Source organism: Lysinibacillus sp. EB106-09-02-XG168, assembly GCF_058791475.1.
In genome coordinates, this window is record NZ_JBYTDN010000003.1 from 2,530,235 (window position 1) to 2,548,525 (window position 18,291).

An 18,291-nucleotide genomic window follows, 5' to 3' on the forward strand; every position below is an offset into this window, starting at 1 on the left:
TTTTATTTGGCGTAATCTTAACAATGTATATCCCTATTCGTTGTTAACTATTTCTTCCTTTATGTTTATAGCAGAATTATTTGAAGAAATGTATTTTAGGAGAATTATTCAAAATTCACTTCTATTATTTTTAAACGAACAATGGATTGCCATTATCATAACAACTTTATTGTTGTTAAGAATGCATACTCAATACTTTAAAAAACCGATTATGTTAATCAATATCTTCGTTACAAGTCTAATTTTTGAATGGATTTATTTTGAAACAAACAATATCTTAGCACCATTTCTTGTGCATTTTTTAATGAATCTCGGAAATGACATTTATTATTCAAATACAATTTAATAAGGATGACAAGGTAATTAAAAACATCACTCCCTCAAAGGTGTGATGTTTTTATTCTTATAGTTGTTTTTTTATCGTTTCAACGGCGCATTCATATAATATTTCTAAGCCAATCTTCAATTCTTCAGTTGTCGCATAAGCATATGATAATCGAATATGTTGATTATCTTGCGGATCGTAAATATAACCGGGATTAATGAGAACTTCGCGCTGCAATAGCTTGGTAAACAACTCTTTATCAACAATTGGCTCATGAAACTTTAGCCAAATATAAAAGCCGCCTTTTGGCTTATTCCACTCTGCAATAGCATTAAATTTTTCTTGTAAATTAGTCTCTACATATTCTGCTCTTTGCTGTAATTTTTGGCGCAAGTCGACGATATGCTTCTCATACTTTCCGGACTGCAGCCAATGCAGCACAATTTCCTGCGAGATGGCGCTTGATCCGTAATCTGTTTGCATTTTTATATCCGCTAACCGCTCAATTACTGTTGTTGGACCGATTAACCAACCTATTCTAAGTCCAGGGCTTAATGTTTTCGAAACACTTCCAATGTAAAGGACTTGCCCGTTATCATCCATAGATTTAATTGGGGGTGTTGCCGCTTCAAAGAGCAATTCGTGATAGACGTCATCCTCTATAATAGGAATTCGTGATTGTTGACATGCTTCATAAAGCTGTTTTTTTCATGCGTAGTCCACACCCCTCCAGTCGGATTGTTTAACGTAGGAACAGCATAAAATACAGCCTGCCTTTTTCTTTTTCGTTGAGCTAAAGTTTGTACAAGCTGTTCATCTCGATGGATAGCCATCATTTGCATACCTACAGACTGGAATGGATGCACTGAATTTAAATAAGATGTTTGTTCTTGAAATACGATAGACCCTTGTTCTAGCAGACCAACTGCAATGAGCTGTAAAGCCTGTAGTGCACCAGAGACAATGCATACATTTAGGGGCTTTGCATGAATGCCCCTTTTTGTCACGTATTCACAAATCGCTTCTCGAAGTTCTTCGCTACCTTGCGGTGATGAATAACCTAAAGCTTTCGGTTGCAAAGAGAGCTCTTTCAATGACGCTTCAATTTCAGCTGTCGGTAATAAACTTGGTGCTAGCTCCCCAGTACCTAATCGAATGACATCATCGCGCTGCTCGTATTCATTGATTAATTGAATGGTATGATAATTAGGCTTATGTAAGCTTGTGTCAATAAAGGATTGCCAATTTGGCTGTGATTGTGTAATTAAGGAATGCCAAGAATTATGAGCTACAAATATACCTGAGCCTACTTTCGATTCCAATATTCCTGCTGCTTTTAATTCCTCTAACGCCTGCTGAACAGTACTACGGTTTACCCCAAACTGCATCGCTAGCTGTCTTTGTGTTGGTAGCTTTGTCCCTGCTACCCAATCGCCCCGTTCGATATGCTCAATAACCCATGTCACAATTTGTTGCTGCAATGTCATTTCACCCTGTCTATTTGGCTGCCAGTTCATTCTTATCACCTCTTAAAATTGGGTGGATAAAAAACCATCCAATTGGTCGTTTTCTTTTAGTTATAACATATCTAGAATAATTAGTGGAAGGAGGGAATGTTATTGGAAGCATTTCTTCATGGAATGATTTTAGCGTTTGGACTTATTTTGCCTTTAGGCGTACAAAATGTCTTTGTCTTTTCTCAAGGTGCAACACAGCCTCGTTTAGTTCGGGCCTTACCAGCCAGTATTACAGCCGCAATTTGTGATACACTTCTAATCCTACTTGCAGTATTTGGTTTATCATTAATCGTATTGCAATTTGAATGGTTACGGTTCACCTTAATGACTGTTGGTATACTTTTCTTACTTTATATGGGCTATACAATTTGGCGTTCAAATCCGGCAACTGCTGATAACAACGAAGCACTACCTATAAAAAAGCAAATTTTATTCGCACTGTCTGTATCTCTTTTAAATCCACATGCTATTTTAGATACAATAGGTGTTATTGGGACGAGTGCTTTAAAATATAGTGGTACAGAGCAAATATTGTTCACGGCAGCATGTGTTTTGATTTCTTGGTTGTGGTTTTTAGGTCTTATCATTGCTGGAGCATCGTTGAAAAGACTTGATAGCACTGGGAAGCTTATGAATATTTTTAATAAATGCTCAGCAATTTTTATTTGGGCAACCGCTCTCTATCTTTTTAGTGGATTATTGTAACCTATTCACAAAAACACTTGCACTTACTATTTCAGGATCCAATATATAATGGGCAATTTTTAAGCTGAACTAATTTTGATAGTAGTTCAGCTTTTATTTGTGCTTAAAGATATAGCTTGAGTATATTAATTTGTACTGTAATTTTTCTATCCGTAACGGTGCAATTTTGAATAAATGATTTCCCTTAATAAAGTTCACACCACTTTGTTATGCTTTCGAAGTTATAGATATTTTCTTCGGAATGTTTCATTTACAATCTCTTTATTTTATAAGATAATGTAATAAATTGGTATAAAATGTTATATTTAGAAGGTTAGGTGAAGTTATTTGTTTAATAATTTAGGTATGTCTTTTTTATGGATGTTACTTGCTTATTCAGTCGCAACTTTAGTAGTTTTTATACATATGTTAATCACCAATAAATTTTTTGGTGTTCAAAATGCGAAACAGGTAGGTACAACTTTTTTAAAATCACCAGTTTATGTTAAATCTAGACCCTATCAGGTTCTTTACAATGTTTTAATATTTCCAATTTTTCTTTGGCTATATAGTAAAGGAATTGATACGAATAATGTAAAAGAATTTATGCTTTATACCGTTATCCAATGGACAACACTTTCAATAATAATTGACTATATTAGTTGGGTTTTAATTCCTCATAAATTTAGGTTAACACATAAAGAATTTTATATTGATTATCAACCTTATATTACTTTAATTTATGTTGCAATTTTTGTTAGTCATTATATAGTTGGATTTTTCATCTCGTAAATTTTGTAGGATTCATAAACCTCTCCCTCTTTACGAGTTTCAAAGTCAAGTGATTTATAAAGTTCTATAATCTCAGGTGGGGACTTGTAGAACATTTTTGCCCTCATTTTGATGTTTTTAACCTAGCTTTATTGTCATGTAAGTGCCCTTATAAATTAAAGAATGTGAAAGATTGGCAGGGAGGCTATATAAGTGATGAGAACATACGGTGAATATACGACTAATAACGGGTCTATTGAATTCTCAATTCTAGGGATGGGAGAACCAGTACTCGTTTTTCATGGTGGACATTCGAATTGTCGAGAAGAATTTGGATATAAAGCATTATCAGAAAATGGCTTCTCAATTATCACACCTTCAAGAGCAGGGTATGGAAAAACATCTAAGGAAATAGGAGATACGCTTTCCATGGCTTGTGACTACTATGCAAAGCTATTACAACATTTGAATATAGAAAAAGCTCACGTATTGGCTATATCAGCTGGTGAACCAACAGTGATCATTTTCGCCAAAAAATTTCCACACCTTACCCGTTCACTCACTTTGCAATCTGCAGTCACTAAAGAATGGCTCACTCCAAAGGATCGAACATATAGAGCAGCATCGGTCTTATTCAATTCTAGAACAGAAAAATATACTTGGGGCATGATTTCAGCGATAAGTAATTGTTTCCCTCGCTTCATCTTCAAACAAATGTTTTCTTCTTTTAGCACTCTAAAATACAAAGATGCAAAGGACAAAATTAATTCGAATGACATTGCATTAACTGTTCAAATGAATAATCGCCAACGCTCTGGCCATGGATTTCTAATTGATTTATCACAAACAAAGGAGCTAACCGTTAAAGATTTAAAATCTATAAATTGCCCTACTTTAATTATGCATAGTAATTTTGATAGTTCAGTTGCTACAGAGCACGCCATGCTAGCTTACGAAAATATACTACATTCGAAACTATGTCTCTTGGATACTTGGGGACACTTGATATGGCTTGGTAACTCATCCAAAGATACTGATGATATAGTCATAAATTTTTTAAAAGATACTATCAATTGATTAAATAAATCTTCTGCTAGCTTTCAATGATCTACTATGGAGAGCATATCATTAAAGCACTACATTACATGAAAAAAGCCTTTTGATTCCTGATCCCATTTAGTAATTGCATAAAGTATTTCTTTTGGGTTTGGATCGTGTTCTAAATAGCCTAGATAATGAGATACGAGAACACCATAGCTTAAATCTTGACTAATAATCCATATATCATCATGATTGATATGTTCCCATAGAATGCTAAAGTTCGTTAATGCCCATTTTCCATCAACAAGAAATATTGGACTATCACCTACCCCAAAAAACAAGTACACTAATTTATTTTCCATATCAATCCCTTGCACATAATGAATAACCTCATGTTCCCAACTTAATTCTTTTCTGAAATCACTATATTTAATCGCAAAATCCACTTTATGTAATTCATAATTCCATTTCTCGTGAACTTTATTTAGGATTTTTTCTAATCAACTCGCTTTTTTCTATAACACTTGAAATATGTTTTGGAAATAAATTCATTAGATTAGTTCTCTGATTTTTTTGTTTGACAACTTGTATTTTTTGCTGCATTCTTCTTTTTCGTTCATCCATAATCTCACCTCTTCGCTTATCTAACTTACCTGCGACATTAGTCGAAAATAAAAAAGATGGGATCCCTGTGGAATCCCATCTTACAGCACCCTTATGAAATCAGTTAGTTACTTATAACTGCAAACTCATAGTAACTGTCCTAATGCTAAATCCCAATTTTTCATACAGTTTAATTGCTTGATTCCCTGCAAATGCACTTAGACGGATTTCTGAATATCCTTCTTGTTTTAGATGATCAATTCCTTCTCTCATTAACATTTTGGAAATCCCATTCCCCCTAAATTCTTCTAGAACAAATAGTTCATAGATAAATCCATTCATCCTATCAGTAAATTGGTCTTTACTAGCCCCTATAAGAATCCAGCCAATTAATTTATCATTTTCTTTTGCTATTAAATAGTAGCTTCCCTTTTCCAAAAGTGGCTTAACAAGTTGGTCAATTTTTTCTTTCGTAGGTTCTACATCACCTAATGTACCATCAAAAACAGCTTGTGGCGAAAGAGATAATACCTCTTTTAGTTCCAAATCGTTAGGTTTTCTAATATCCATTAATTGAATCAGTCCTTAATTTCCTTTTCATCAGTTTAGCATATTATCCTAATAATTCCTCTTTTTAAAGGCTATTATTTACTTGAATTCTCCTTGTATTAAACTGCATCGTTTGAATCACGTATAGAAAAAATTCTGAACAACTATCAAAATTAGTTCAGCTTAAAAATAACGAATGTTACACATTGTATATAGGTGATAATGATCAATAGTGCATTACTTTAATTCTTGCTTAAAATACTTGTGCCTAGCGTTTTTTCATCGTTCTGAGCTTTTTTCTTTTGACTCCTGAGCTTACCTGATCACTTACTCTATCTACCCGATCAATGCAGATTTTACAATTTAAAATAAATAGAAACTTTTTCATCAAACATTACTGTCTCTATATTTCGTTCATTATGATCGGCACTTACATAATGGATATCATGTAACAACACATTTGTCTTTAATAATGCTTCGTGCTGCTGGATAATCGTTTTTGCTTTGGCACTTCCAGCAACCGCAATCGATATATATTGCTCAACAGGAAGTTGCCATTTTTTTCGTGTATCTTGGATTGTGCGAATAAGTTCCCTAATTTGCCCTTCCTCAAGTAAGCTAGTTGTCAGCTGAACATTCAAAAGGACTCGACAAGAAGCTTCTTCGGCTAAGATGTATTGGTCCTTTACAACAGATTCAGTTAATACGTGAGCTTTTAGCAATGTTAGTTGTTCTCCATCAATCGTTAATGCAACTGAACCTGTTTGTTGTAATAAATTTTTCTCCTCATCACTTAAATTTACTACGTACTCTTTTACACTGTTTACTTTTGCTCCAAATACTGCACCTGCCGTTTTAAAATTAAGCTTATAATGAACCGTTTCATATGCAGAGAAATCATTTGTCCACAGGCATTCTTTTATGTTTAATTCATCTTTCACGAGCTCGCTATATGGCTGATAATCCATTAGCTCACCGTCAACCGAGACAATCATTTCACTTAAAGGTTGCTTCACTTTGATGCTTTGACTATTACGGATGCTACGGCCAAGTTCTACTATTGTTAAAATATTCGACATCTCATTTTCAAGCTTTGTATTCACGAGCGCTTCATTGAATGTTGGGTAGTCTTGCAAATGAACGCTTTTTCCGCATAATTGTCGATTTAAATCTTCTGCGATAAATGGCGTGAAAGGTGCTAGTAATTGACAAATCGTCGTGAGTAACTCATACAGTGTACTGTAGGCACCTCGTTTATCCTTTGACAATCCGTTAGCCCAAAATCTTGCTCGTGAGCGACGGATATACCAGTTACTTAGCTCCTCCACAAGCTTACCGATTTCACGAGTTGCTTGTGTAAATTGATAATCGTCCATCGATTTTGTCACTAGCTGAATCGTATGATGTAATCTAGATAGTATCCAATGATCTAATTTTGTACGAGAACCTGTATTATTGGCATCGTATTGGAAGCCATCTATTTCTGCATACAGCTTATAAAATTTGAACGTATTATCTAGTGTATCGACTAGTTTTGATTTTGCATCCATCACAATTTTCTTTGAAAAGCGTTTAGGGTTCCAAGGAGAACTGTCCACTAAAAACGCCCATCGTAATGCGTCTGCTCCGTACTGCTGAATTAGCTCAACTGGCTCTAATGCATTGCCTTTACTTTTCGACATCTTCTGTCCATGCTCATCTAAAACATGCCCTAAAGAAAGTACATTTTTATAAGGTGCTTTACCTGTAAATAAAGTGGATACGGCTAATAAACTATAGAAAAAGCCACGCGTCTGGTCGATACCTTCAATGACAACATCTGCTGGAAATTGATTGTTAAACGTATCGGGGTTTCCAAATGGATAATGATGCTGAGCAAATGGCATCGAACCACTATCAAACCATACATCAATCACTTCAGGTGTGCGTTCCATGTCGCCATTACATGTTGGACAAGTACACACAACTTCATCAATATACGGCTTATGAAGCTCTACGTCTTGTAAAGTACTCTTCGATAACACTTTTAAGGCAGCAATACTATTTGGCGCCTCTTCATGACCACAATCCTTACAAACCCATACATTGAGTGGCGTTCCCCAATAACGATTTCGGCTAATATTCCAGTCCACTAAGTTTTCTAAAAAGTTTCCAAATCTACCGTGTTTAATATGATCGGGATACCAAGTTACTTGTTCATTATTTTGTAAAAGCTTATCTTTCAATGTAGACATGTTGATAAACCAACTATCAGTTGCATAGTAAAGCAAAGGTGAGTCACAGCGCCAGCAATGAGGATAGCTATGCTCATATTTTTCCTTATCAAATAATAGCTCATCTTTAGCGAGCATTTTTATAATGTCGACATCACAATCTTTGACAAATTTACCGACAAGCTCTTGCACATCTTCTGTATAACAGCCTTTCAAATCAACAACATTGATAAATGATAACCCATTTTGCTGAACCGTTTTATAATCGTCCTCCCCATAAGCAGGCGCGATATGAACAATTCCTGTTCCACTATTCTCTGTGACATAATCGGCCAGCACAACGACATGACCTTTATCAACAGTTACGTATGAAAAAGGAGGAGTGTACGATACACCTTCAAATTCATGCCCATTATGCTCACTTAATATTTCAACTGGTTCAGTAAAAACCTTTTCCACTAATGATTTTGCCAAGATATATACTTTATCGTGTTGCTTCACTCGAACATACACGAGCTTTTGATTCATCGCTAAGGCAACATTAGCAGGTAATGTCCATGGTGTCGTTGTCCAGCCAAGAAAATACTCATCTTTGTCATTCAACTTAAACATTGCCGTTACAGATAAATCTTTGACATCCTTATAGCCTTGCGCAACCTCATGAGAGCTTAATGATGTTTGACAGCTAGGGCAATATGGCGAAACACGATGCCCCCTATATAAAAGTTTTTCCTTATGCACATGGCTTAAAATATTCCAAACGGACTCAATGTAATCATTACTTAGCGTTAAATAAGGGTCATCCATATCAATCCAATAACCGAGCTGCTCTGTAAAGGAGCGCCACTTCTTCTCATAAGTAAAGACACTTCCCTTACACTCTTGAATAAATTCCTCAACACCATATTCCTCAATTTCTTGCTTGCCAGAGATGCCTAGCTTTTTTTCCACGCCTAACTCTACAGGCAAACCATGTGTATCCCAACCAGCTTTACGTTCAACTAAATAGCCTTGCATCGTTTTATAACGAGCTACTACATCTTTAATCGTTCTACCAAACGCGTGACCTACGTGTGGTAATCCATTTGCTGTTGGCGGTCCTTCATAAAAAACAAAAGGCTGCTGTCCAACACGATTTGTCACGGATGTTGCAAACGTGCCTTCTTGCTCCCACAATGTTCGGATCCGTGTTTCTCGTTCAACTGTAGTTTCCTTCTTTTGTTCTGCTTGCATATTAGTTCCTCCTATACAATTAATTTTGTATAAAAGGCATACAAAAAACCCCGTCCCAAGTAAGGGACGGGGTTAACCGCGAATACCACCCTAATTCTATTGAAGCAACGTTCAATAGCACTCAGCAACGTACAATCATACGTGTTCTTTTTAACGGTAGACACCCGGATCAGCTTACTATGTTCAGCTAATCTTCTCAGAGAGGATCTTCATGTATCACCTGTACACCGACTTCCACCAATATGTCGGCTCTCTGTAGAACAAAATGAAACACTACTCTTTCTCATCAACGAATTTGTATGCTTTTATTGTCACTCATCGTAACAGACTATTTTTCGTCTGTCAATAATTTCAAAGCACTACTATTGGTAGTAATTTCCCTATAATTCATCAAGACATGCTTGGATGCTATTATGAAGAGCTGCGAACTTAGGCTTTCCATTTGTTTTAATATAAAAGCTTTTCACAAAGGATTTACAGTTAAAAACTAAAATTCTGTGATGCTGTACATCGAGCTGATCTTTTTTTACTTTTAAAATAGCAGGTAATTGTTGCAGCAACTTAATGATCTCTTGCTCCTCTAGACCTTGCTCAAGCATAGTGAAAATAGGGACTAAAATCCGTTCATCTTCATTATGAATGAAAGCATAATTTTCTTGCAAAATGGCGTTCCATAAGGCGTTTACAATTTCAATATAAGTAGCTTTATCTAATTTTGGATTTTTCACCAATTCATCGATTGCATCAGCCATATGGGCAACACTATGAGCCCACCCTTTCACCGGCACGTAACCCCTTACATCCTTCTCTGCTGCTAAATAAGCTAGTACTTTATCTTTACAATCAGCGATTCTCTGTTGGGATAAAAAATCGTCTGCGTTATCTCTAAATAATATTAGCGCAATCAATAGCGACGTAAATGTACGGGTAAAAACTAAATCTGATTCGCCTTCTTCAATACCCTTACATAATAAATTATTCAAACATTCCTCTAAAAGCTCCGTTAAAAGAGAATGCTCTAGAAAGTCTTTTTCACGGATCAATTCATAAAACGATCCATAAATTAAGTTATCTCGTAGTTCACTATCTAATGAGCCAATATGTATCATCATTGATTGTATGAGTTGCGTTTGGTCCTCTTGCTGCCAGCTTCTACCTCCACTATTTAATTCTCTGAGAATTTCTTTTAAGTCGTTTTCCTTTAATAAGGTTTCATTTTTTAACATACGCACTGTTGCTCTCCTTTTCGGTTTTTTTATTCTGAATAATCATAACTACTTTCATGATAAATGCCGTCAAGCTTCCATCCCTTATTAAACCGTACGTAAGTAAACTCCTTCTGGTCGTTGTCCATTACAACAATCACCTTGCTTTTCCAAGGGAAGGTTGCCGCACGCACCTTTCCATTTCTGACCTCATTAATTTGCTCGGACAAAGAAAGCAGCGTAGATGGCGTAACACTATTTTGTATCAAATATTGCGGACGGTCAGAGCTATCTTCAAATTCTTTCATTACTTGTTCATGAAAGGCAATTACTTTTTTGTTTGTATCATACATACAAATCACTAGTGAACTAATGCATAAAACGGTTAAGCTTCCCAATAAAATGCTATGCTTTTTCTTTAACCCTATATAAAATTCCCGTTTATATTCCATTTTGTATAAATAATAATATATACCTATACAAATTGGCCAAATAAAAAGAAATTGCCACATTAACACCACTCCAAAGATATCACCAAAAGACACAAAATATCTAATCATATTGTGGTTTAAAAACCAAATGGGTAAAGTCCAACGCCAAGCTAAATTTTCCTGATAAAGGCTTTTAAAATAGATAAGTATAAGTGGTGAAGATAGAATAAATGCTAACGCATTGTCCATTATTGCAATTATCAATGATTTATTCACTTCCCTGTACCTATTTTTTGAGAATTCAAATACTTACAATAATTGTACCTTATTCCAAATATAAAAAACAGCTAATAAAAAGCTAGACATTCTTAAATTTTTGAATGTCTAGCCTTCTTGTTTTAGAATCATCTTTTCTAAATCTGTAATCGATATTGTTGTAAGAACATTAGTCTAAATTTTCATCAGAAAAAGGCGCAATGACTGCTTTTTTTGTTGAAGAAAGCACAATATTTGTTGAAGGCGTTCCATAAGGCATTGCGTCGTCAATAAACTGCTCTAATGTTTCTACTGAATTGGTTGCAATTTTTACAATGTAACTGATTTCACCCGCTACACGATAGCATTCAAGGACATCAGGATGTGCGTTACAAAAATCCGAAAGACTTTTACAATCAATGGATTTAAATAAAATAATGGCTTGAATGTCGCGATTGATCTTTTTTAAATTAACCCCAGCACCGTAACCTTCAATAATCCCCTGCTCTTCCAATTTTCTTACACGTTCAATAACAGCTGGAGAAGATAAATGAACCGTAGCCGCTAATTCTTTCATCGACATTTTTGCATTTTGTTGTAATTGCTGTAAAATTTCACGATCTATTTGATCCATAAGTATCCACCTTTTTTTATAAACTAGATTTAACGAAATTCCTTTCATTATAAAGCAAATCTTCTAAATTACATTATACAGATTCTGTCATTGAATAGTATTATTCATTACAATTAAACGTATAAAGGAGGCATTACAATATGAAAAAAATATTATTACTATTAGCAAATGGTTTTGAGGCTGTTGAAGCAAGTGTTTTTACAGATGTACTTGGCTGGAATAAATGGGAGGGTGACGGTACAACAGAGGTCGTGACTGTAGGATTACATCAGCAACTGCAATGTACATGGAATTTTAACGTAGCTCCGGAAAAGTTGCTACATGAAATATCATTAGAGGATTTTGATGCACTTGCGATTCCTGGAGGCTTTGAAGAGGCTGGATTTTATGAAGATGCTTTTAGCGAGGAGTTCCAGACGTTTGTTCGTCATTTCGATGAACACAAAAAACCGATTGCGACGATTTGTGTAGCTTCCCTCATTTTAGGTCATAGTGGAGTGCTGCATAATCGAAAAGCTACAACTTATAATCACCCAACAAGTAAACGAATAGCACAGCTACAATCGTATGGTGCAGACATCGTCAACGAACGAATTGTTCGAACTGGACATATTATTACATCCTCCAATCCCGGCACTGCATTCGATGTTGCATTTAACTTATTAGAAATGCTGACATCTGTGGAAAATACAAAAAAAGTAAAGGATTTAATGGGGTTTAATTAATTTAATGAAGCTGTCTCCACTAAACACTTGGAGACAGCTTCATTTCATTTAATTTGATATTAACTGATATAATTTCGAACCTAATTCTTTATGTTTTGTAACCAATGAAATCGTTCTAGATCTTCCAAAATTATTAATCGGTACGGTAAAAAGTTGAAGATGGCCGATATTTTTAGCCATTAATTCTGGTACAATCGTAATCCCCATTCCAGAAGTTACTGCGCCAAAGACAAAATCCCCAAAGTTCACTTCACTAATGATATTCGGCGTGTAGCCAAGTGATTGTAATTGTTCTACTATATCCTTCCTTGAATCACAAGGAGCTTGATGAACAATAAGCGGCTCCTCACACAGTTCTTCAAGTTCAACTGCTATTCTTGAATTAAAACGATGATTCAAAGGAAACACGGCATAATAAGGTTCCGAAAACAGCTCCCAATTCCATAAAGATTCCTTTGAATATTTTGCATCCACAAAGACTGCATCAAGTCTCCCTTTTTCTAAAGATTGTAACAGTTCATTTGAAGTATTTTGAATCATTAATGTTATAGGTCGACCAAGTTGCTTAAGTTCATTCATTTTGTTTGGCAAATAGTAAGTGGCTAAGCTAGGCAGACCACCGATGGCAATAGGATTGCTTTGATTAAATTGCTGCAATTCTTCACGAATGGCTGTTAATTCAGTTAAAACTGGTGTTATTCGAGTGTAGAAACGATCGCCAGCTTCGGTTAATTCGATACCAATGGAAGTCCTATGAAATAATTCGATGCCAAGAATATTCTCTAAGTTTCGTATATGTTTACTTAGTGCAGGTTGGGAAAGATTCATAATTTGAGCAGCTTTAGAAAAACTTTTTTGATTGGCAGCAGCAATAAAACTGTGTAACCATTCTACATTCATTGTATCCCTCCATACCCTATAACGATTTGTTATATCCTTATAAAATAGTGATTGTTCCATATCTGAGGTTTTTTAGTAACCTATTAAATATAGAAGGTGCTTCGATTATAACATAACGTTATAGGTTAGCATCTTTAATTTATGGAGGTTCAAAATATGAAAAATGTTTTATTAGTAGCCTTTGGCATGTTTGCCTTGGGTTTTGATGCTTATGTAATCGCAGGACTTCTCCCTGGAATTAGCGATACGTATCAAAAAAGCACATCACAAGTTGGTCAGGCAGTGAGCATTTTTACTTTATTTTACGCAATATCCGCGCCGTTCTTTTCTTCTTTACTTGCTGGAAAACCTATTAAAAAAATCTTAATATGGTCAATGCTACTCTTTACAATAGCAAATAGCGTTACAGCTTTAGCTCCGGCCTTTTCTATTCTTCTACTTTCGAGAGCAATTGCGGGGACTGGGGCTGGTTTATTTTCACCTTTAGCTATAGCAGCTTCTACAAAATTCGTTTCTAGTGAAAAGAAAGGAAGAGCTCTAGGGTTGACTATAGGAGGAATGAGTATGGGAACAGTGTTGGGCGTTCCTTTAGGTATTTATATATCGAACTTATTTGATTGGAAAGTAACACTTTGGCTATTAGTGACAATCGGTGTCATTTCTATTTTATGTATGCATATTTTTCTGCCCGATTTCCCAACAACACCTCCCCCTGCACTGAACGAACGTTTAAAAATGTTCCTGGATAAAAGAGTAACTATAACTGTATGTATAACTTTTTTCGCCAGTGTTGCTAGTCTTGGATTGTACACATATCTCTCTCCCCTTTTAAAAGAAATGACAAGCTCGAGTAATATAACAATGTACCTATGGGCATGGGGATTCGGTGGCTTGGTTGGAAGTATATTGATTGGTTACTTAATCGACTACTTCGGAAAACCAAGAACTTTAGTTACAATCATTTTATTTACTTTAACGTTATCGATTATTAGTATACCCTTATTGCTTAACTTCCCTGTTTTAAAATACTTACCGTTCTTTGTCTGGGGATCAATGGGTTGGGCATGCCAGGCTCCTCAACAACATATTTTACTCTTACAACAGCCGAATAACGGAAGTTCGGCAGTGGCATTAAACAGTTCTGTAAATTATTTAGGCAGTGCAATAGGCGCAAGCTTAGGCGGGGTCGTATTGTCTTTACAGTTGGGAACAATAACATTGATTTATTTTGCAGTAATTTCTATGTCATTCGCGATTTTTTTACAGTTTTATAGTATGAAGAACTTTAGCGGATAAACTGATTTGAAAATTGCGGCTCTAACCGTCTAATTGATGGTTAGAGTCGCAACTTTTAGGTTTTATGTTTCATTTTTGTTGAGATATCCGTCATTTCATAAGGATTATTCTTCATTCAATCGGAGCAATCTCTCGTTTTGAAAGTTGTTTCCGTCGCCCTGCTTTCTATCCGTCATTTTGACGTTTCTATCCATCATTTCGGCAGTTCTATCCACGACTTTGACGTTTCTATCCACGATTTCGGCAGTTCTATCCACGATTTTGATTAATTTCTAGACCGACCCTTTCATTTTGAAAGAAGCAAATAAAAATAACCGACTTCCCAGAAAATCGGTTGTTTACCAAGTGCAACTGACTAGCGTTACGGATGCGAACAATAACTTTAATCCGCATTCATCGCACCACCTATAGTGATTGGAAACTTCTGTACTGTCGCTTTGCTTCCATAAAAAAACAATTCATTAAACATTACTCACAATAATTTCGCCAGTAGTCGCGTCAATATACCGGATAGGTAACTTAGTTTGTCGATCACACGCCTGATAGATAAGTTGATAAGACTCAATTTCGTTATCGTAATTTTTGTCCCAAACCAATTGAAAATCGATATTTTCTAGAAATCGACGATACGCTTTTTCCAAAGAAATAGCTGGTACTGTAGGCATTTGGCGAAGTTCATCCAAATCAAAATTCGGTCCACTATAATAATCAATCAGAACAGTCATACTTTCATCCTGTTGTTCATTCGCCCATGATAACATCACTCTTCCGTCTTCAGAATACTCTTCTATGATAAGTTCAGTTTTTCTATGTATAGACAAAAACCGACCTCCTAAGAGATCGGTTTTTTTAAATGATTATTGAGCAGCTTTTGCGCGAAGAACCATTTGTAGGATACCACCGTGACGGTAGTAGTCTACTTCTACTTCTGAGTCGAAACGAGCTAAAGCTTGGAAAGTTTTAACTGAACCGTCTTCAGATTTAGCAGTTACTGTTAAGATTTCACGTGGTTTTACGTTGTCAGTAATGTTAACAGAGATTTCTTCTTTACCAGTTAAGCCTAAAGTATCAGCTGATTCACCTGGCATGAATTGAAGTGGAAGAACACCCATCATTACTAGGTTAGAACGGTGGATACGCTCGTAAGATTGTGCGATAACTGTTTTGATACCAAGTAAGTTAGTACCTTTAGCAGCCCAGTCACGAGAAGAACCCATACCGTAGTCGTTACCAGCAAGTACTACTAAGCCAGTACCTTGCGCTTGGTATTTCATACATGCGTCATAGATGTACTCTACTTCACCTGTTGGCCAGTAAGTAGTGAATCCACCTTCTGTACCAGGAGCAACTTGGTTACGGATACGGATGTTTGCAAATGTACCACGCATCATAACTTCGTGGTTACCACGACGAGAACCGTATGAGTTGAAGTCACGGATTGCAACACCGTTTTCGATTAAATATTTACCTGCAGGTGTATCTTTACCGATTGCACCAGCTGGAGAAATATGGTCAGTTGTAATTGAGTCACCGAACTTCGCCATTACGCGTAAGCCTTCTAAGCCTTTAATAGCTTCTGGATCTTTTGCAAGACCTTGGAAGAATGGTGGGTTTTGGATGTAAGTTGATTTGTCATCAAATGTGTATAGAGACTCAGTTGATGTTTCAATTGCATTCCATTTTTCGTTCGCTGTGAATACAGTTTCGTATTCTTTTTGGAATAATTCACGGTTAACTACAGTACCTAATACTGCGTTAACTTCTTCAGTTGAAGGCCAGATATCAGCGAAGAATACATCGTTGCCATCTTTGTCTTTACCGAATGAATCTTTTTGTAGGTCAACATCCACAGTACCAGCAAGTGCATAAGCAACAACAAGTGGTGGTGAAGCTAAGTAGTTAGCTTTTACAAGTGGGTGTACACGGCCTTCGAAGTTACGGTTACCAGAAAGAACTGAAGTTACGAATAGGTCGTTCTCTTTGATAGCGTCTTCGATTTCAGGAAGTAATGGACCTGAGTTACCGATACATGTTGTACAACCGTAACCTACAGTGTTGAAACCGATTTGGTCAAGGTAAGTTTGTAAACCTGAATCTTCAAGGTAACCAGTTACTACTTTAGAACCTGGTGCTAAAGAAGTTTTTACCCATTTAGGCACTGTTAGACCTTTTTCTACAGCTTTTTTCGCAACTAAGCCCGCAGCGATTAATACATATGGGTTAGATGTATTTGTACAAGAAGTGATTGCAGCGATTGCTACAGCACCTGTTGGGATTTCTACATCACCTTCAGCAAATTTAGCTACAGAAGTTTTTGAGAATTCATCTTCAGTTAAACCGAAACCTTGTGTACCTTGTGGTGCCACTACTGCTTCTTTGTAACGAGAACGCATTTGAGATAGTGGAATTAAGTCTTGTGGACGTTTTGGACCAGAAAGGTTTGGTTCGATTTCAGCTAAGTTTACTTCTAATACGTCAGTGTAAACTGGCTCTAATGTTGGATCGAAGAACATGTGGTTAGACTTTAAGTAAGATTCTACAACCGCGATGTGCTCTTCGTCACGACCTGTTAAACGCATGTAATTTAATGACTCTTCGTCAATTGCGAAGAAACCACATGTAGCACCATATTCAGGAGCCATGTTAGAGATTGTCGCACGGTCAGCTAGTGGTAATTTAGTTACGCCAGGTCCGAAGAACTCAACGAATTTACCAACTACTCCACGTTGACGTAATACTTGAGTTACTTTTAATGCTAAGTCAGTAGCAGTAGTTCCGTTTGGAAGATCGCCAACTAATTTAACACCGATAACTTCTGGAATTGGGAAGTATGAAGGTTGACCAAGCATACCTGCTTCAGCTTCGATACCACCAACACCCCATCCAAGAACGCCGATACCGTTGATCATTGTTGTATGTGAGTCAGTACCTACTACTGAGTCAGGGAATGTTTCGAAAGTACCGTCAGCATTTTCGTTTACGTGTACAACTGGAGCTAAATACTCTAAGTTTACTTGGTGAACGATACCAGTTGCTGGTGGTACAGCACGGAAGTTATCATAAGCAGTTTGAGCCCATTTTAAGAAGTTATAACGCTCAGCGTTACGTTCGAATTCTAGGTCCATGTTTGCTGCTAATGCAGATGCATTACCGTATTTGTCAACTTGTACTGAGTGGTCAATTACAAGGTCAACTGGAATAGCAGGGTTGATTTTGCTTGGGTCGCCACCCATTTCTTTCATTGCAGAACGTAGAGAAGCAAGGTCAACTACTACTGGTACACCAGTGAAGTCTTGTAATACTACGCGAGAAGGTTTGAATGGAACTTCAGCTTCTGGATTTGCGCCGTTACCCCATTTTGCTAATTCGTTTACGTGCTCTTCGTTGATAACATATGCATCATATTGACGTAAAACTGATTCTAATAATACTTTGATTGAGTAAGGAAGGTTTGAAACTTTTGCAACGCCAGCTTTTTCAATCGCAGCTAAGTCATAGTAATTATAAGTTTTACCATTAACTTCGAATGATGCGCGGCTGTTGTGTAAATTACCTTGTGCCATTTGCGGATCCCCCTAAATATCTTTTTGAAAAGGCCTATATAAATTGTTAAAGCATCTTTTCTCCAATACCCATGATAGCTCATTTATATTCATAAGTAAATTACATTAATATTATCTTTTTCAATAAGTAATCCTTATGACATTGGTTTCTATCCAAATGTATTTAATTTTTAAGGATGCATAACATCAAGGTTTTGCAAATCAGAGGTTTTTATACCCTTCTATTTAAGCGTATTTAAATGTATTTAACTGGGGCACTTTCTGGGGCACTCGTAGTTTTTTTTAAAATGGTACCTCACCTATAATATTGAATAATTTATAACAATCGTTCGGACAGGTATGTTTT

Annotated in this window: 14 protein-coding genes, 2 pseudogenes and 1 other annotated feature; of the genes and pseudogenes, 6 read left to right on the plus strand and 10 right to left on the minus strand. The window is 36.2% G+C overall.

From position 1 onward, the window contains the following. The first annotated feature begins 88 nt into the window (after positions 1–88). Entirely contained in the window at positions 89–346 is a 258-nt protein-coding gene (locus AC3WSO_RS13245; RefSeq protein ID WP_492531379.1) for a CPBP family glutamic-type intramembrane protease, read from the plus strand. A gap of 57 nt (positions 347–403) precedes the next feature. Here the strand turns inward: AC3WSO_RS13245 and AC3WSO_RS13250 are convergent. Next, a pseudogene (locus tag AC3WSO_RS13250) lies at positions 404–1,842 on the minus strand (aminotransferase-like domain-containing protein). A 102-nt stretch (positions 1,843–1,944) separates the two neighbouring features. Between AC3WSO_RS13250 and AC3WSO_RS13255 the strand changes: the two are divergent. From AC3WSO_RS13255 to AC3WSO_RS13265, 3 genes are all read left to right on the plus strand, one after another. Then, entirely contained in the window at positions 1,945–2,547 is a 603-nt protein-coding gene (locus AC3WSO_RS13255; RefSeq protein ID WP_492531381.1) for a LysE/ArgO family amino acid transporter, read from the plus strand. Positions 2,548–2,874: 327 nt separating this feature from the next. After that, a complete protein-coding gene (locus AC3WSO_RS13260; protein WP_492531382.1) occupies positions 2,875–3,318 on the plus strand; it encodes a hypothetical protein in 444 nt (147 codons plus the stop codon). Between the two features lie 192 nt (positions 3,319–3,510). After that, positions 3,511–4,374, plus strand: a complete 864-nt coding sequence (locus tag AC3WSO_RS13265) for an alpha/beta fold hydrolase (RefSeq protein WP_492531383.1) — start codon at positions 3,511–3,513, stop codon at positions 4,372–4,374. 59 nt (positions 4,375–4,433) lie between these two features. Here AC3WSO_RS13265 and AC3WSO_RS13270 read toward each other — a convergent pair. The 6 genes and pseudogenes from AC3WSO_RS13270 to AC3WSO_RS13295 all read right to left on the minus strand — a co-directional run bounded on the left by AC3WSO_RS13270 (position 4,434) and on the right by AC3WSO_RS13295 (position 11,461). Then, positions 4,434–4,962 (minus strand): annotated as a pseudogene (locus AC3WSO_RS13270) (hypothetical protein). A 111-nt stretch (positions 4,963–5,073) separates the two neighbouring features. After that, positions 5,074–5,511 (minus strand): GNAT family N-acetyltransferase, encoded by a 438-nt coding sequence (locus AC3WSO_RS13275; RefSeq protein ID WP_492531384.1) that lies wholly within the window; start codon positions 5,509–5,511, stop codon positions 5,074–5,076. Between the two features lie 335 nt (positions 5,512–5,846). Beyond that, complete coding sequence (gene ileS, locus AC3WSO_RS13280) at positions 5,847–8,936, minus strand: isoleucine--tRNA ligase (protein ID WP_492531386.1); 3,090 nt, start codon at positions 8,934–8,936, stop codon at positions 5,847–5,849. Positions 8,937–8,995: 59 nt separating this feature from the next. Beyond that, positions 8,996–9,235 (minus strand) — a binding site (T-box leader). A gap of 81 nt (positions 9,236–9,316) precedes the next feature. Further along, the gene (locus AC3WSO_RS13285) at positions 9,317–10,162 is read right to left on the minus strand and encodes a DUF2785 domain-containing protein (protein ID WP_492531387.1); all 846 of its coding nucleotides are present in this window, start codon (positions 10,160–10,162) and stop codon (positions 9,317–9,319) included. A gap of 29 nt (positions 10,163–10,191) precedes the next feature. Further along, positions 10,192–10,836 carry a hypothetical protein gene (locus tag AC3WSO_RS13290; protein ID WP_492531389.1) on the minus strand — a complete coding sequence of 215 codons (645 nt, stop codon included), beginning with the start codon at positions 10,834–10,836 and terminating at the stop codon, positions 10,192–10,194. A gap of 181 nt (positions 10,837–11,017) precedes the next feature. After that, on the minus strand, positions 11,018–11,461 hold the full coding sequence (locus AC3WSO_RS13295) for an Lrp/AsnC family transcriptional regulator (RefSeq protein WP_492531390.1): 444 nt from the start codon (positions 11,459–11,461) through the stop codon (positions 11,018–11,020). A 140-nt stretch (positions 11,462–11,601) separates the two neighbouring features. On the opposite strand from AC3WSO_RS13295, the gene AC3WSO_RS13300 reads away from it, so the two are divergent. Further along, entirely contained in the window at positions 11,602–12,186 is a 585-nt protein-coding gene (locus AC3WSO_RS13300; RefSeq protein ID WP_492531392.1) for a DJ-1/PfpI family protein, read from the plus strand. 48 nt (positions 12,187–12,234) lie between these two features. Here AC3WSO_RS13300 and AC3WSO_RS13305 read toward each other — a convergent pair whose 3' ends face one another. Then, a complete protein-coding gene (locus AC3WSO_RS13305; protein ID WP_492531394.1) occupies positions 12,235–13,086 on the minus strand; it encodes a LysR family transcriptional regulator in 852 nt (283 codons plus the stop codon). Between the two features lie 156 nt (positions 13,087–13,242). Here AC3WSO_RS13305 and AC3WSO_RS13310 point away from each other — a divergent pair, with 156 nt between their 5' ends. Next, a complete protein-coding gene (locus AC3WSO_RS13310; RefSeq protein WP_492531396.1) occupies positions 13,243–14,382 on the plus strand; it encodes an MFS transporter in 1,140 nt (379 codons plus the stop codon). Positions 14,383–14,843: 461 nt separating this feature from the next. On the opposite strand, the gene AC3WSO_RS13315 is transcribed toward AC3WSO_RS13310, so the two are convergent. Together AC3WSO_RS13315 and acnA are read right to left on the minus strand one after the other, a co-directional pair. Beyond that, positions 14,844–15,203: a hypothetical protein gene (locus AC3WSO_RS13315; protein WP_492531397.1), complete on the minus strand. Its 360-nt coding sequence runs from the start codon at positions 15,201–15,203 to the stop codon at positions 14,844–14,846. Between the two features lie 36 nt (positions 15,204–15,239). Beyond that, positions 15,240–17,945: an aconitate hydratase AcnA gene (gene acnA, locus AC3WSO_RS13320; protein WP_492531398.1), complete on the minus strand. Its 2,706-nt coding sequence runs from the start codon at positions 17,943–17,945 to the stop codon at positions 15,240–15,242. Positions 17,946–18,291: the final 346 nt, after the last annotated feature.